Annotated in this window: 14 protein-coding genes; 8 read left to right on the forward strand and 6 right to left on the reverse strand. The window is 60.8% G+C overall.

The window, feature by feature from the left end; translation table 11 throughout:
* The first annotated feature begins 84 nt into the window (after window positions 1-84).
* A complete protein-coding gene (locus FHS06_RS03785; RefSeq protein ID WP_167045631.1) occupies window positions 85-1,533 on the forward strand; it encodes an MFS transporter in 1,449 nt (482 codons plus the stop codon).
* A gap of 69 nt (window positions 1,534-1,602) precedes the next feature.
* Here the strand turns inward: FHS06_RS03785 and FHS06_RS03790 are convergent, their stop codons facing one another.
* The gene (locus tag FHS06_RS03790) at window positions 1,603-1,809 is read right to left on the reverse strand and encodes a hypothetical protein (RefSeq protein WP_167045634.1); all 207 of its coding nucleotides are present in this window, start codon (window positions 1,807-1,809) and stop codon (window positions 1,603-1,605) included.
* Between the two features lie 47 nt (window positions 1,810-1,856).
* Complete coding sequence (locus FHS06_RS03795; protein ID WP_167045637.1) at window positions 1,857-2,798, reverse strand: LysR family transcriptional regulator; 942 nt, start codon at window positions 2,796-2,798, stop codon at window positions 1,857-1,859.
* Between the two features lie 123 nt (window positions 2,799-2,921).
* Here FHS06_RS03795 and FHS06_RS03800 point away from each other — a divergent pair, with 123 nt between their 5' ends.
* Both FHS06_RS03800 and FHS06_RS03805 read left to right on the forward strand, forming a co-directional pair.
* Complete coding sequence (locus tag FHS06_RS03800) at window positions 2,922-3,914, forward strand: DUF1852 domain-containing protein (protein WP_167045640.1); 993 nt, start codon at window positions 2,922-2,924, stop codon at window positions 3,912-3,914.
* 20 nt (window positions 3,915-3,934) lie between these two features.
* Window positions 3,935-4,975 carry a methionine synthase gene (locus tag FHS06_RS03805; RefSeq protein WP_167045642.1) on the forward strand — a complete coding sequence of 347 codons (1,041 nt, stop codon included), beginning with the start codon at window positions 3,935-3,937 and terminating at the stop codon, window positions 4,973-4,975.
* Here the strand turns inward: FHS06_RS03805 and FHS06_RS03810 are convergent, their stop codons facing one another.
* Window positions 4,976-6,337, reverse strand: a complete 1,362-nt coding sequence (locus tag FHS06_RS03810) for a glucose-6-phosphate dehydrogenase (protein WP_167045645.1) — start codon at window positions 6,335-6,337, stop codon at window positions 4,976-4,978.
* Between the two features lie 350 nt (window positions 6,338-6,687).
* Between FHS06_RS03810 and FHS06_RS03815 the strand changes: the two genes are divergently transcribed.
* On the forward strand, window positions 6,688-7,671 hold the full coding sequence (locus FHS06_RS03815; protein ID WP_167045648.1) for an aldo/keto reductase: 984 nt from the start codon (window positions 6,688-6,690) through the stop codon (window positions 7,669-7,671).
* On the opposite strand, the gene FHS06_RS03820 is transcribed toward FHS06_RS03815, so the two are convergent.
* Together FHS06_RS03820 and FHS06_RS03825 are read right to left on the reverse strand one after the other, a co-directional pair.
* A complete protein-coding gene (locus tag FHS06_RS03820) occupies window positions 7,635-8,561 on the reverse strand; it encodes an amidohydrolase family protein (RefSeq protein ID WP_167045651.1) in 927 nt (308 codons plus the stop codon). The genes FHS06_RS03815 and FHS06_RS03820 overlap by 37 nt on opposite strands.
* Window positions 8,562-8,590: 29 nt before the next feature.
* Complete coding sequence (locus FHS06_RS03825; RefSeq protein ID WP_167045654.1) at window positions 8,591-9,901, reverse strand: enolase C-terminal domain-like protein; 1,311 nt, start codon at window positions 9,899-9,901, stop codon at window positions 8,591-8,593.
* 139 nt (window positions 9,902-10,040) lie between these two features.
* On the opposite strand from FHS06_RS03825, the gene FHS06_RS03830 reads away from it, so the two are divergent.
* The 4 genes from FHS06_RS03830 (at window position 10,041) to FHS06_RS03845 (ending at window position 14,423) form a co-directional block, all read left to right on the forward strand.
* Complete coding sequence (locus FHS06_RS03830) at window positions 10,041-10,913, forward strand: fumarylacetoacetate hydrolase family protein (RefSeq protein WP_167047882.1); 873 nt, start codon at window positions 10,041-10,043, stop codon at window positions 10,911-10,913.
* A gap of 2 nt (window positions 10,914-10,915) precedes the next feature.
* Window positions 10,916-11,668, forward strand: coding sequence for an SDR family NAD(P)-dependent oxidoreductase (locus FHS06_RS03835; protein ID WP_167045657.1), 753 nt, complete (start codon window positions 10,916-10,918; stop codon window positions 11,666-11,668).
* On the forward strand, window positions 11,665-11,826 hold the full coding sequence (locus FHS06_RS03840) for an SDR family NAD(P)-dependent oxidoreductase (protein ID WP_182486536.1): 162 nt from the start codon (window positions 11,665-11,667) through the stop codon (window positions 11,824-11,826). Before FHS06_RS03835 ends, FHS06_RS03840 begins: the two co-directional genes overlap by 4 nt.
* 479 nt (window positions 11,827-12,305) lie before the next feature.
* Window positions 12,306-14,423 carry a beta-galactosidase gene (locus tag FHS06_RS03845; RefSeq protein ID WP_167045660.1) on the forward strand — a complete coding sequence of 706 codons (2,118 nt, stop codon included), beginning with the start codon at window positions 12,306-12,308 and terminating at the stop codon, window positions 14,421-14,423.
* Here the strand turns inward: FHS06_RS03845 and FHS06_RS03850 are convergent.
* Window positions 14,350-15,321, reverse strand: a complete 972-nt coding sequence (locus tag FHS06_RS03850) for an acetylxylan esterase (protein WP_167045663.1) — start codon at window positions 15,319-15,321, stop codon at window positions 14,350-14,352. The two genes, FHS06_RS03845 and FHS06_RS03850, sit on opposite strands and share 74 nt — an antisense overlap.
* Window positions 15,322-15,400: the final 79 nt, after the last annotated feature.

The following is a 15,400-nucleotide window of genomic DNA, read 5'->3' on the forward strand; positions in this document are numbered from 1 at the left end:
TCGCAACCTAGAATACCGCGTCATTATGTATACTGCATATGCAAGATACATATTTGTGATGACCTGACGTGCGGGGGACAGACCATGAAGTTCGAGACTGCGGAGCGCCGCCCCACCCTCATCGTCGCGGTCTTGGCCTTCGCGGGCATCGCCGCAGCCATCACGCAGACGATGATCACTCCGCTCATCCCGCAGCTGCCGACGATATTCGCAACCTCATCGTCGAACACGGCGTGGGTAATTACTGCGACGCTGCTCGCTGGCGCCGTGGTGGTTCCGATCGCCGGCCGGATGGGTGACCTGTTCGGCAAGCGCCGCATGATCATGTTTTCAAGCATCCCGCTCATCGTCGGCGGTGCCGTGTGCGCCATGGCGCCGACGGTCGAAATTATGATCACGGGGCGCGCCCTTCAGGGAATGGGGGCGGGGATGATCCCGCTCGGCATCGCGCTCCTGCGCGACGCGATTCCGAAAGAAAAGCTCTCTTCTGCCATCGCTACCGTCAGTGCGACGATGGGCGTCGGTGGCGCGATCGGCCTGCCGCTTTCGGCAGGCGTCATCGAGTTCGCCGATTGGAGAATGCTCTTCTGGGGTGGCGTAGGCATCAGCATCCTCGTTCTCTTCACCGTGTGGATGATTGTGCCGGCCGTACCCGGAGGCGCGCCAGGGCAGCGGTTCGACGGGCTCGGTGCCGCTGGCCTCGCGACCGGGCTAGTAGCGCTTATCCTCGCGGTTTCGAAGGGATCTGAGTGGGGATGGGCTTCGGGGTTGACGTGGGGGCTCATCGTCCTCGCGGTCGTCACTTTCGCGGCGTGGGGGTTCTGGGAGCTTCGCACGCGAGACCCGCTCGTCGATCTTCGAACGACTGCTAAACCACGCGTCTTGCTCACCAACGTCGCGTCGATTTTCGTGGGTTTCGCGATGTACGCAAGCATGCTCGTGCTGCCACAACTTCTTCAGCTGCCAGCGTCGTCTGGATACGGCTTGGGCCAATCGGTACTCGCGGCGGGCCTGTGGATGGCTCCGGCGGGCATCATGATGATGCTTCTCTCGCCGGTAGGCGGACGCTTGACCAACGCGAAGGGGCCGAAATTCACCCTGATCGTGGGCGTCAGCATCATCGCGCTGGGTTACGGTGTTGCCCTACTGGGAATGGGAAGCACCTGGGGACTATTGGCTACGGGCATCGTCGTCAACAGTGGTGTCGCGCTCGCCTACGGAGCGATGCCCGCCCTCATTATGAGCGCTGTACCGCGGAGCGAGACGGCTGCGGCCAACGGATTCAACGCTCTGATGCGCTCACTTGGCACCACGATTGGGGCCGCGGTTGTCGGTGTCGTTCTCGCTCAGATGACGACGACCATGGGTGGAATGCCTGTCCCGTCGGAAGCGGGATTTCGCACTGCGCTGATCATCGGAGTGGGAGTCGCCGTCATCGCCGCGCTCGTCGCGCTCTTCATCCCGGCAAAGAAGGCGACCGAGGCCGGGGTAGATGACGAGCTCGCAAAGCAGAAGGTCCCCACTTCCGCTTAGCGGAGGGCTGGGCTTCACTCACGCTCACACGTCGCGTAAGCCGCGAACGTTGCGAGAGCGTCGACGCTGTCAGCGGGCTGGCTGCGGGTATCCCACCGAGAAAACGATATTCAGTTCCGTCGACGAGAGCATCCCGAAGCCGAGCTCGACGGGTTTCTTGCTGAGTGGCTCGACCACATCGAGACCGGGCAGATGACCTACCAGTCCGTCCAGAATCTCAAGAGCAGCCTCGAGCTCGAAGGAACTGTCACTCTCACCGCGCAATAACAAACTCACGCCACGATCTTGCGGACCGGTGGCACGTGTCCGCAGAGATGCCCGACCTAACCGAGCACCTCGACTCCGAAGTCTGCGACGACGGCCCGCACCTGGGTGAGGTACCCCTGTGCCTGCTCAGTGAGCGGGATCGCGGAATGTCCGATCCAGCCGATCTCGATGCGTTCGTCGACGTCGAGCGGCACGGCAACAATCTGCGGGTCGAGGTCGTCGCTGATGATGCCCGTCGAAATCGTGTAGCCGTCGAGCCCGATCATGAGGTTGAAGATCGTTGCCCTATCGGAGACGCGAATCTCCTGCGCGCTCGAAAGCGTGGAGAGGATCTCTTCGGCGAAGTAGAACGAGTTATTCGCCCCTTGATCGAAAGTGAGCCGCGGCAGGTTGGCGATGTCGGCGAGGGTTGCGCGCTCTTGCGAGGCGAGTGGGTTCTTTCGGGAGATAAAGATGTGCGGCTCGGCGAGGAACAGCGGGTGAAACGCGAGGCCGGAGTCTCGGAGAAGCTTGGCGATGACATTGCGGTTGAAATCGTTGCGGAAAAGGATGCCCAGCTCGCTGCGAAGCGTTCGCACGTCTTCGATGATGTCCCAGGTGCGAGTCTCACGCAGCGAGAATTCGTATTCGGATGCCTCGGTGCCTTTGACCATTCGAACGAACGCGTCGACCGCGAACGAATAGTGCTGTGTCGACACGCCAAGCAGCCGTCGAGACGGCGGCCGGCCAAGGTATCGCTGCTCAAGGAGTGCCGCCTGCTCGACGACCTGTCGGGCGTAGCCGAGAAACTCCGCGCCGTCAGTCGTGAGTGTGACCCCGCGGGCAGAGCGGGCGAGAAGGATGCGGCCAACCCGGTTCTCGAGGTCTTTCATCGCCGCGGACATCGTCGGCTGGGCGACATAGAGCATCTCGGCTGCCGCGGTGATCGACCCCTCGGCGGCGACCTCGATGAAGTACTGCAGTTGCTGCAATGTGATGCCACTCGATTTCCCAGCCATAGGCAAAGGCTATAGGAAACCATAAGTTTATCGAGTTACCCGATGACCGGAAGATGCCGACACGATAAATGCACTGACTTCCGCTTGGCCAGCTCGGCCGATCAGCTACCGGATTGGCCGCTCATGACGAACGAATTCACGTTCAGCGTCACCACCACCCACTTCGACGAGAACTACGCGCCGTCGGAGAGTTCTCGAGCCACGACAAACTTCGCCAATCTTGCCCGAGGCGAGCATCGTCAGCAGAATCTTCGCAACGCGCTGGCAATGATCGATCGCCGATACAACGAGCTCGCACACTCAAAGAACCCGAAACAGGACCGCTACGCCGTCGAACTCGAGATCGTTTCCGTCGCGCTGGGCTTCGCTGCGGAAGGCGATGATCAGGAATTTCCGCTGCTCGAAATGCTCGACATCCAGATCGTCGATCGGCACACCGGCGCGCGCCACCAAGGAATCGTGGGGAACAACTTCTCGTCCTACGTCCGCGATTTCGACTTTAGTGTGGTGTTGCCAGCGGCCAACGAAGCCGCGACCGAGCCGACCGTGCCCGAAGACTTCGGCGATCTGCACGGCAAGCTGTTCCAGCACTTCCTGAACTCTGCCGCGTACCAGGAACGCTTCGCGCTGCCGCCAGTCATCTGCATCAGCGTGTCAACAAGTAAGACGTACCGCCGGACCGACAACTACCACCCGGCACTCGGAGTCGAGTATCAGCAGGATGAGTACTCGCTCACTGATGAATACTTCGGAAAGATGGGATTGCAGGTCCGCTATTTCATGCCCGTGGGCAGTGTGGCGCCACTTGCGTTCTATTTCCGCGGCGATCTGCTCAGCGACTATACCGACCTGCAGCTGATTGGCACGATCAGCACGATGGAGACCTTTCAGAAGATCTATCGCCCCGAGATCTACAACGCGAACTCGGCCGCAGAGGGCGTCTATCGGCCAAGCTTGAACCAGCAGGACTACGCACTGACGCAGATCGCTTACGACCGCGTTGAGCGCGGCCAGCTCGCGATCAAGCAGGGCAAGTACACCGAGCAGCACTTCGTCAATCCACATAAGAAAGTGCTGGAAGCGTGGGCAGCCAATTACCCGACTCCCGCCGGTTGAGCAGCGGAGAGTCATCGATCATGCACACCCTCTTGCCTACCGCAATTGTCGGCAGCCTCCCGAAGCCGCCGTGGCTCGCCGAGCCGGAAACGCTCTGGTCGCCCTGGAAGCTACAGGGCGACGCCTTGGTCGAGGGCAAACAGGATGCGCTGCGTATTGCCGTTCAGGAGCAGCGCCAACGCGGCATCCATATCGTCAGCGATGGGGAGCAGACCCGCCAGCACTTCGTCACGACATTTATCGAGCATCTCAGCGGGGTCGATTTCGAGCAGCGCGAAACGGTTCGCATTCGCAATCGATATGACGCGAGCGTGCCAACTGTCGTCGGTGCCGTGAGCCGTGAGAAATCAGTGTTCGTCGACGACGCGAAGTTCCTTCGCCAGCAGACTGATCAGCCGATCAAGTGGGCGCTTCCGGGTCCGATGACGATGATCGACACGCTCTACGACCGCCACTACAAGAGTCGAGAGAAGCTCGCGTGGGAGTTTGCGACGATCCTCAATCAGGAGGCGAGGGAACTCGAAGCGGCTGGGGTCGACATTATTCAGTTCGACGAGCCCGCGTTCAACGTCTTCTTCGACGACGTGCAGGACTGGGGGATAGCAGCGCTGGAGCGGGCGGCAGAAGGCCTCCGCGCGGAAACCGTCGTGCACATTTGCTACGGGTACGGAATCCAGGCGAACACCGACTGGAAGAAGACCCTCGGGTCGGAATGGCGGCAGTACGAGAAATCGTTCCCGCTGTTGCAGCGATCAACCATCGACATCATCTCGCTCGAAAGTCACCACTCTCATGTGCCGATAGATCTCATCGAGCTCATCCGTGGCAAGAAAGTGATGCTTGGGGCCATTGACGTGGCAAGTGACACTATCGAGACCCCGGATGAAGTCGCCGATACGCTCCGGAAAGCACTCGAGTTCGTCGATGCGGACAAGCTCATCCCCAGTACGAACTGCGGCATGGCACCCCTGCCTCGGGCTGTTGCGTTCGAGAAGCTGAGCGCGCTGACGGCGGGTGCGGACATCGTTCGCGACGAGCTCAGCGCCGCGTACTCGCTCTGACTAAGGGAACGTCAGCGAGTCTTCTGGACCGTCCGAGCCGGCGGCGTATTCCTGCAGCGGCACCAGATTTGCGCGCCACGCGGTGAGTGCTGGCTCGACGATGTCCCAGCAGCGTTCGGCGACGTCTCCTCGTACCGCGAGCAGGGGGACGCCATCGAGTACCGCGGCCAATACCTGCCCGTAGGGCAAAAGTGTTGGTGCCGGCGTGTGCGTCTCGGCTGTCGTCGGAGCGAGCGAGAACGGGTCGGCGTCGGCATTCAGTGACAACGTCAGAGATACCTGGCCGGTTTCGAGGTCGACGCTGATGCGGTCGGACTGCGGTCGTGACCCGAGCCCCTCGATTCCTTCTGCGCGCGCCAAGACTGCAGTAAGCAGGCGCCGATTGGTGCCGAGCGCCTTGCCGCTACGAAGAATAAACGGCACGCCTTTCCAGCGTGGAGTGTCGACCGCGAGCCGCAGCTCGGCGAGGGTCTCGGTGTCGCCGCTGGCGTCGACGCCGTCTTCATCTACGTACGACGGGGTGCCATGGCTTGCGGTATACCGGGCACGGCGACTAGCGTCCGCGGGATCGCCATCGAGACGAGTCGCTGCGAGCACGCCGGCCATCGCGTCACGGAATAGGCCCGCGTCCATCGATTCGGGCCGTTCCATGGCAGCGAGCGCGAGAACGTTGAGGAGATGGCTCTGCAGCATGTCGACCAGCGCACCCGTGCCCTCGTAAAAGCTCGATCGACCCTCAAGGGCAATTTCCTCGTCGAAGACGATCTCCACGCGCTCGATGGTGTCTGCGCTCCACGCCGGCTCGATCAGCCGATTCGCGAAGCGCATGCCGAGAAGGCCGAGAACCGCATTCATTCCGAGAAAGTGATCGACTCGAAAGATTCGCTCTTCCGGCAGGACGCGGCTCACCAGTGCGTTCAGGTCGCGAGCGTCGTCCCCTGATTCCCCGAAGGGCTTTTCGAGAACGAGCCGCAGATCGTCCGGTGCGCCGACTTCGAGCAGCGCCTTTCCGATTCCTTGCATCGCCGCCGGTGGCAGCGCCAGATACAGGGCGACACTGCCCTCGGCATCCTCCAGCAACGAGCGCAGCTGGTCGGGATCGGAGGGGTCGACGGTGCGCGCGTCACTGGCAACGAGTAGTTGGGAGAGGCGGTCTTTCGCGAAGCCCGCGGATTCGCTCGAACGCTCCAGCATCGCCTCCCACGCGCCGTCTTCCCACTCGTGGCGCGAAGTGCCGATGAGGCTCACTTCGCGATCGCTGTGTTCGAGGAGCGTCGCGAGGCCGGGTAAGAGCAAGCGTTCAGCGAGGTCGCCGCTCGCGCCGACCAGAATCACGGTGTGGGTCGCGGTAGCAGACGTCACGGGGGCCTCTTTTCTGGGGTGCGAGCGGCCGAGGCGCCGCTGAGCGGTGATGTTCGTCTACGTTACGCCGCAATGCACTGGCACAGTGGGGTAATACGAAGCTCCGCGCGCGCGATGGCTTCCGCGATGGCGGCATCGCCCTTTCTTAGACGGCGCCGCCCGTTCTCGCGTGCAAATTGACGGGCTTGAACATCGGCAGTCACGAAACACACCGGCGGCGCGAGTGCGGTTGTGCGCATAATTCGCACGCATTTGTCCGTGGCTACGAGTTTTAAGGTGTGCTGAAAAACGCATAGTCTGTGCGCTACACACAACGAGGTGGATATGCGAAAGGTGCCCGGCAAGCGGACATGAAACAGCGAATCTGGCACGGCGGGATTACGACGACGGAACTCGGGATCGGTGCCGCGCAATTCGGAAATCTCTACACCGAAACCACCGACTCTGAATCGGATGACGCAGTAGAGGCCGCATGGGACGCGGGAGTGCGATGTTTCGATACCGCCCCCCACTATGGGCTGGGCCTGTCGGAGCGACGGCTGGGATCGGCGCTGGGCGGGCTTCCGCGCGATGAATTCGTCGTGTCAACCAAGGTAGGGAGATTGCTGGTTCCGAATCCGGGCGGGGAAAGCGAGCAGGACACTGACTTCGTCGTGCCAGCGTCGACGCGCAGAGTCTGGGACTTTACCCGCGACGGCATTCGCCGCTCGCTCGACGCTAGCCTTGAGCGCTTGCGCCTTGACCGAGTCGATGTGCTCTATCTGCATGATCCTGATGACTATGAGCGGGAAGCGCTCGAACAAGCGCTGCCGGCGATGGTCGAGCTGCGAGATGAGGGCATTGTCCGGGCGGTCGGAGTAGGGATGAATCAGTCGGCGATGCCCGCTCGATTCATCCAGGAAATCGACCTCGACGTTGTCATGCTCGCGGGCCGCTACACGCTGCTCGAACAGACAGCCCTCGGCGACCTGCTGCCTGCGGCCGCGCTTAGGGGCGTCTCGATCGTCGCCGCCGGCGTGTACAACTCCGGTCTGCTATCGACCGACCCCATTCCGGATGACGCCCACTACAACTATCAGAAGGTGCCGCAGCGGATTCTCCAACGCGCTCGGCAGATCGCTGCGGTATGCGCGCAATTCGATGTCACGATTTCGGAGGCAGCAGTCGCTTTCCCGCTACAGCATCCGTCCGTCGTCAACGTCACTATTGGAGCGCGTACGTCCGAGCATGTTGCCGCTGCGGTTGCTCGCAATGCGGCGGCTGTGCCCGCCGAGCTGTGGAGCGCCCTGGTCGAACATCAGCTTCTGGACGCGCGAGCAGTGTTCAATCGATAGACCCGCTGTGCGTTCGCGCCCAATATAGCGCTGAGTTCACTAGCTGAAAGTACTCTGTTGAACACGCCTTCGATCGTGTGCCACATCGCGCTGTACCCACCGCCGGTGGTTGTCATCGGCCAGTCGCCGCCATACATGATCCTCTGGGCGCCGAACGTCTCGAGAGCCAAGACAAGGAGATCTTCAAGTGCGCGTAACGTATGCGAGCGTCCTTCCCGGTGCAGGCCGGAGTACTTGACGACGACATTCGGACAACCGCTGATCTCACGTAGCTGTTGTTCCCACAGGCGCATGGACGGATGCCCCGCAGGGGGTTTTCCGAGATGATCGATTACGACGGTGAGATCGGGCACAGCCTCGGCGAGCGCTCGGGCACTGTTGAGATGATCTGGGTATGCATCTGGAACGTCAAGAGTCAGTCCGGCTTCAGCGAGAAGTGCGGCGGACTGACGAACTGTACTCCTCTCAAGAAAATGAGGGCGCGGGTCGATGTGGACGAGGTGGCGCACGCCGATGAGTGCGCTTTCGTTTGCGTAGTCCTTGATTGACCTGAGAGTGTCTTCGGGGGAATCCAAGGGGAGCCAGCCGACGACTGCTGCTGCCCAGGGCTCGTGATTCGCGACTTCTAGAAGGTAATCCGTGTCTTCGCTGGTGTCATCTGCCTGCACGAGCACAGCGGACCCGAAGCCAGCGGTTCGGAGCTCGTGGGCGGCTTCTTCGGGAAGGAAGTCACGATCCAATACTCCGTCGCGAGGGATCCAGGAGTAGTCGCTGCGGGCCCGATTCCAGAGGTGTACGTGAGCGTCGACTGCCTCGAACGGATAGCGGTCTGAGCCCGGGGGGCACTCGACACCAGGGCGGCGGGGAGGGTAAAGATTGGTGCTATTCACGGCGGTGTCGAGACTATTCTGATGCCGAGCTACGGCGCGAGAGTGGTCGCTGAGTTTTCCGGCTTCAGCCATTCGAACTCCGCGAGCGATGTTGCATGCATCTCGGTGCTGGCTCCTGGCGTTAGGGGTGCGCAGTAGCGCCCGTCGAGGACCCGTGCCGGGCTAACGAAGTGATCATGAAGGTGATCCACGAATTCGATCATCCTATCTTCGAAGGTTCCTGACACCGCAACATAATCAAACATCGAGAGGTGCTGGACGGCCTCGCAGAGGCCAACTCCGCCCGCGTGCGGACACACGGGGATGTTGAATCGGCGTGCGAGGAGCAGGTGGGCGATGTTTTCATTCACCCCTCCCACGCGCGTCGCATCCACTTGCATCACCTGCATTGCTTGCGCCTGCAGCATCTGCTTGAAAATGACGCGATTTTGCGCGTGCTCCCCGGTCGCAACCCGGATAGGTGCGATGGCGCGCGAGATGGCAGCGTGTCCGAGAATGTCATCTGGGCTCGTGGGCTCTTCAACCCATGCGATTCCATAGGGCGAAAGTGCGCGTATCCATTCGATTGCTTGCGCGACTTCCCATTTCTGATTCGCATCGATCGCGATGGGGAAATCGTCACCAACAGTGGCCCGCGCGACACGCATGCGCCGGATGTCGTCGTTCAGGTCGGCACCGACTTTGAGTTTGATCTGAGGAAAACCGCTCTCGACCGCAAGGCGTGTGAGACGCTGCAACTTCTCATCGGAATAGCCGAGCCAGCCGGGGCTCGTCGTGTAGGCCGGATATCCGGTCGCCAGAATTTCTGCTTCTCTCCCGGCGCGCCCAGGAAGTGCATCCTGCAAAATGCTCAGTGCATCAGCGGGGCTAAGCGCATCAGTCAGGTAGCGAAAGTCGACGAGGGAAACGAGCTCCTCGGGGGAGAGTCGCGACAGAAGCTGCCACAGCGGCAGGTTTTCTCGCTTGGCGCGCAGATCCCAAAGTGCGTTTACCACTGCGCCGATCGCCATGTGCATGACTCCCTTTTCGGGGCCGAGCCACCGTAGCTGCGAGTCATGGACGAGACGCTGAGAGGTTGCACCCATATCGGACAGGAGCGCTTCGACGTCCTGTCCGAGAAGGTAAGGGCGAAGCGCTCTGAGAGCAGCCACTTGCACATCGTTGCCGCGTCCGATGGTGAACACGAACGCGTGACCTTCGTGGTGGTCGTCCGCATCCGTCCGGATCATCACGTACGCAGCCGAGTAGTCCGGATCCGCATTCATCGCATCGGAACCGTCGAGAAAGCGCGAAGTCGGAAACCTGACATCTCGTGTCTCCACGGCGACAATTGTGCTCATGTGCCCTCCAGGCGAATGCGACCGCAAGATGTGTCGCAGGAGGAGCCTAGACATCTGATGTATTTTCTGTCAATCTGTGAACGGTTCTAAGGGAATGATGCGTGGTCGCGCCAAAGAACTACCGTCTATGGAGGATATTTTGCGATTTGCTCGAGTTGGCCCCATCGGCGAAGAAGTTCCTGTCGTCGAATACGACGGTAAAACATATGACCTTCGACCCCTCACCGCCGACATCGACGGCCGCTTTCTTGCCGATCAGGCGCGACAGATTTTGCCTGCACTTTCCGCTGGTCGGCTCGCACCGTTCGTCGTCGAAGCCGGAGCGAGATGGGGGGCACCGATCGCTCGCCCGTCGGCGATTTATTGCATTGGGATGAACTACGCGGCGCATGCAGCAGAGTCTGGTTCCGCTCCGCCTGAGCACCTGGTCGTGTTCATGAAGGCACCAAGCTCACTGGCGGGCCCGTATGACGACGTGACCATCCCGCGCGGGAGCACTAAGACCGATTGGGAAGTTGAATTGGGTGTTGTCATCGGCGCTCGCGCACACGAACTGGATTCGGGCGCTGGCGCTCGAGCCGCGATTGCGGGTTACACCGTTGTCAATGATCTTTCAGAGCGTGATTGGCAGATCACGCGCTCGGGTGGTCAGTGGTCGAAGGGAAAAAGCGCGCCCGGTTTCTGCCCGGCCGGGCCGTGGCTTGTCACCCCAGATGAGGTCGACGCCGACGATCTTCGCCTGCGCAGCTGGGTGAACGGGAGTCAGCGACAGGATTCGCGTACAAATGACCTCATTTTTTCAATCGAAGAAGTTCTTATTGAACTGAGCTCGGTGCTCGTGCTTGAGCCCGGAGATCTCATACTCACCGGTACTCCCGCCGGCGTCGCGTTTTCTGGTCGTTTCCCCTACCTCGCACACGGTGATGTCGTCGAACTCGAAATAGAACTCGTCGGGCGGCAGCGGCAAGAATTCGTGGGGTACTCCGAAGCTTCCTCGCATACAAAGGAGTGAACATGGTTAGCGGTTTTGTGGGGCTGACCGCCCTTGTTACCGGAGGCGCCTCAGGCATTGGTGCGGCGGTCGTGGCGCGATTACGCGAGGAGGGTGCGCGGGTAGCCGTCTTCGATATCAATCCCGAGGGTGTTCGCGCGGACCTGGCGCTGGCGGTGGATATATCGGACGATGACGCCGTCCGTGCGGGCATGCTTCGAGTCGCTGAAATGTTCGGCGGGCTAGACATCCTCGTTAACAATGCGGGGGTCGGTGCGCGCGGGGATATCTCAGCGAACGACGATGCTGAATGGGCGCGTGTCTTGGACATAAACGTCGTAGGTATTGCGCGTGTGACTCGGTCTGCGTTGCCCTACCTCCATGCGTCACACTTCGCGTCGGTCGTCAATGTCGCATCGATCGCCGCCACGGCTGGGCTGCCGCAGCGTGCGCTCTATAGCGCGAGCAAGGGCGCGGTTCTTGGACTCTCTCGCGCCATGGCAGCCGACTACGTGCGACTCGGCATTCGCATCAACGCCGTTGCGCCGGGTACGGCTGATACGCCGTGGGTAGGGAGGCTTCTATCGGAGGCCGACGACCCGATCGTCGAACGTTCCGCGCTCGAGTCGCGCCAGCCACACGGGCGCCTCGTGACAGCGGAAGAGATTGCTGATGCGGTTGCCTACCTCGCGGGTCCGCGCGCGTCATCGACGACAGGAATCACGCTGGCCGTTGACGGCGGCATGGCGGAGCTACGGCTGGCGGCTGTGCAGTGAGCGGTTCCGGCTCAGCTCCTATCGCTCTGATCACCGGGGGTGAGAGAGGCATAGGTAAGGAGTGTGCACGACAGCTCGCTCAGCGCGGATACACCGTCCTGATTGGTGCGCTTGATATCGCGCTAGCAAAACTGCAGAGACGTGTCTTCGGACGCTGACAATAAAGCACTCAATGGACTGTCGCTTCGAAATACATCAGCTGTTTCTACTACCTCGTACCTAGTTTCCCGGGCTGCCTTGATCGAGATCGCTTCTACGACGCTGGTTTTAGGATGACTGGATAGTGATCCTGCCGCGACGGAACTCATGCGAGAGGCTTCTGTCGGAAACGGAGATTCAGTTGGTTCATTCCTCTGACCTTTGCAGGCGTCGTTACCGCCTCTGCCGTCGCACTCTGACAGTGCAGAATTTGCTGTGAAATAGCCGATTTTCGGGCCTTAAGCTTGTTTAACCTAGCTCGACGTGTCGAGCGACTACTCTGTCGCATAGATCAGATGATAGAACGAATTCTGCAGCAATGTCACCCCCTGAAATTCTCGGCGTGACGGCCGAGCTCCAGGCCGATTGGCCCTCACTGCTTCGATATTTTGCCAGACGGCTGTCTCAGAACGTGGCTCATTGCGAGCATAATGGTCAGATGAATACGGGACTTTCCGAAGGCGCCCCAACCCGCAACTCTCTTCGAGGCGTTGTGTCAGGCATCGCATTCGGCGGGGACTACTGCCCTGAGCAGTGGCCGCGCAGCGTGTGGGAAGAAGATATCGATCTCATGCGCGAGGCTCGCGTCAATTTAGTGACCGTCGGGGTCTTTTCATGGGGCGAACTTGAACTGGAAGATGATGTGTGGGAGTTCGGCTGGCTTGACTCCATTCTTGGGAGGCTGCACGAAGCGGGTATTGCGGTGGATTTAGCAACGCCGACCGCTTCGCCGCCGATTTGGCTTCACCAGGCGCACCCGGAGATTTTGCCAATGGACGAGCGTGGAACTCGATTTCATCAAGGCGGCCGATTGCAGTGGTGTCCTAGCTCGCCAATATGGCGCGTATACGCGACGCGTGTCGCGCGGAGGCTCGCTGAGCGCTACGCCAGCCACCCAGCGGTGCGGATGTGGCACGTGAGCAACGAAATCGGTGGAGGTAACCGACGCTGCTACTGCCCCGAGTCAACGGTGCATTTTCAACGTTGGCTCGCTGAACGGTATGGCAGTGTCGCGGCGCTCAACGAGACCTGGGGAACGGCCTTTTGGGGGCACCGCTATGGCTCCTTTGGTCAGGTCGAGGTGCCGCTAGACAGTGAATCGGGCCATAATCCGGGCTTGCTGTTGGATTTCGATCGTTTCAGCTCTGACGCTCTGCTCGATCACTATCGCGCTGAGCGGGACACCCTACGTGCGGCTGGAGTGTCTGCTCCCATCACGACAAATCTCATGATTAAGCCTGACCCGGCGGTAGCCGACTACGCATCGTGGGCGCCTGAGGTCGATGTGATCGCAAATGATCACTACACGGTGTCAAGCGACGCGCGCCGCGAGCAGGAATTGAGTTTTTGTGCGGACCGCACGCGGGGCCTCTCGAAGGGGGAACCGTGGCTACTAATGGAACACTCGACGGGAGCCGTCAACTGGCAGGTGCGTAACCGGTCGAAGGGGCCGGGCGAGATGATGCGCAACAGCATCCAGCACATTGCCCGGGGCGCCGACGGCGCGCTTTTCTTCCAGTGGCGAGCTTCGCGCGCCGGCGGTGAGCAGTTTCATTCGGGTATGGTGCCGCACGCTGGAACGCGTACCCGTATCTGGCAGGACGTAGTGCAGCTCGGGCATGCGTTGAGTGCGATCGCTGAGGTCGCGGAAACGCGTGTAGAGCCAGCTGACGTGGCGATCATCGTTGATGATGTCGCTGGGTGGGCGTGGCAAGCGGGCGGTAAACCGCTTAACGGTTTCGCGCCGTGGGCGCAGGGACCACGCTGGCATGGGCTACTCGGTCAATGGGGCATCCGTGCCGAGGTGCTGCCGCGCACGGCTGCTCTCGACGACTATCGCCTCATCATTATTCCCGGCGTGTATCTCGTAGACGAGACGCTGGCTGCGCGTATTGCCGCGGCCGCGTCGCGAGGAGCAGTCGTTGTAGTGACAGCGACCTCAGGAATAGTGGATGAGGCTAACGCCGTGCTCCTGGGCGGGTATCCGGGTAGATTTAGAGAGCTTCTGGGTGTCGTCGTGGAAGAGTTCTTCATCCTGCAAGACGGTGAAGAAGTGTCTTTGGACGACGGCGGAGCGGCTGTCGACTGGACTTCTTCCGTACTGATCGAAGATGCTGAGACCATAGTCAGCTACGCCGATGGCACGCTGCGCGGACGTCCTGCGTTGACTCGCCGGGCGGTCGGCGAGGGCGCAGCGTGGTTCGTGTCTGCTGAGCCGAATGAAAAAACTCTCGCAACGATCGTGGCTCGTGTTGTCGATGACTCGGGCGTAGAGCCGCCGTTTGCCGTGGTCGAGAATCTCGAATGCGTGCGTCGGATAGGTGCCGACGCCAGCTATTTGTTCGTTATCAACCACGGCGCGGAGCCGGCAGAACTTGTTGTGACGGGCCGCGAATTGATCGCAGGTATCGACGTCGGGCCAGCTCTGACGATCACGCCTGGAGGGGTGGCCGTCGTGAGGGAGAGACGAAGGAGCGTTGGGTTTACGGCATTCGAGCCGCCAACCATTCAGCCTGCCGAAGAGCATGGACGGTCTGTCCGCCCTCGTGACCGTTAAATCGGTAGACCTCAATAGCGCGATCTGCGCTTTTCAGGTGGTTGAACGCGGCGAATACAGTGGAGGGTAAAACGATGCCGTCCATCAGCGCGACGGAGAAATAGGCGGGGATGCTGATGCGTTCCGCAAAGTTGACCCCATCGAAGTAGGAGAGAGTGTCGAAGACCTGTTCGATGCGGTCGCGGTGGACCGCCAGATAGCGCACGATCTCGGTGAAGGGCATCTCAGCGGTCAGCTCAACCGCCCGCTCGAAATGGCTGAGGTAAGGCACATCGGGAAGGGTCGCTGCCACCCCATGAGAGAGTGCGGCGGCGGCAATAGCGATCCCTCCACCTTGGCTCGCCCCCGTGACGGCGATCCGGTCGCTGTCAATCCCGTCGAGCGATCGCACGGCATCGATGAGCATCACTGCGTCGGTGTAGACGCGCCGGTAGTAATACTCGGCGCGGTCGGTGATGCCGCGAGTCATGAAGCCGGGGAAACTCGAGTCACTGCCATGGGGGTCTGGGGTGGCGCCACCGGTGCCCCAACCACTTCCCTGTCCTCGCGTGTCCATTACGACGTGCGCGTAGCCCGCCGACGCCCAGAAGAGCTTCTCGCCTGGGACACCCCGTCCGCCGTTGTAGCCGACATATTCCACAACGACTGGGAGTTGTCCTGTGTGATTTTGCGGGGTAATCAGCCACGCGCGGATCGATTCGCCCCCGTACCCAGAGAACCGCAATTCCTCGAATTGCACAGTCTGCAGGGGGGTCGCTACTCGGCTGCGGGTTGCGGGCCACGAAGCAACTCGTGCTTGTGCCAGGGTGGTGTCCCAGAACGCGTCGAAGTCTTTAGGTAGACGGATCGATGGCCGGTAGGTGCGTAGTTCATCGAGTGGCAGGTCAGTAAGAGGCATTGAAATCCTTGGCTCAAAATAGATCGGATGTTTAGCGGCAAAATGCTTGACTGGAAGCACGCTTTGCTCCAAAATACAC

The organism is Microbacterium halimionae (assembly GCF_011761265.1).
Taxonomy (GTDB): Bacteria; Actinomycetota; Actinomycetes; order Actinomycetales; family Microbacteriaceae; genus Microbacterium; species Microbacterium halimionae.

Coding starts and splice junctions, on each gene's coding strand:
- FHS06_RS03785 (WP_167045631.1), top strand. CDS start 85: ATGAAGTTCGAGACTGCGGAGCGCCGCCCCACCCTCATCGTCGCGGTC.
- FHS06_RS03795 (WP_167045637.1), bottom strand. CDS start 2,798: ATGGCTGGGAAATCGAGTGGCATCACATTGCAGCAACTGCAGTACTTC.
- FHS06_RS03800 (WP_167045640.1), top strand. CDS start 2,922: ATGACGAACGAATTCACGTTCAGCGTCACCACCACCCACTTCGACGAG.
- FHS06_RS03805 (WP_167045642.1), top strand. CDS start 3,935: ATGCACACCCTCTTGCCTACCGCAATTGTCGGCAGCCTCCCGAAGCCG.
- FHS06_RS03815 (WP_167045648.1), top strand. CDS start 6,688: ATGAAACAGCGAATCTGGCACGGCGGGATTACGACGACGGAACTCGGG.
- FHS06_RS03825 (WP_167045654.1), bottom strand. CDS start 9,901: ATGAGCACAATTGTCGCCGTGGAGACACGAGATGTCAGGTTTCCGACT.
- FHS06_RS03835 (WP_167045657.1), top strand. CDS start 10,916: ATGGTTAGCGGTTTTGTGGGGCTGACCGCCCTTGTTACCGGAGGCGCC.
- FHS06_RS03845 (WP_167045660.1), top strand. CDS start 12,306: ATGAATACGGGACTTTCCGAAGGCGCCCCAACCCGCAACTCTCTTCGA.
- FHS06_RS03850 (WP_167045663.1), bottom strand. CDS start 15,321: ATGCCTCTTACTGACCTGCCACTCGATGAACTACGCACCTACCGGCCA.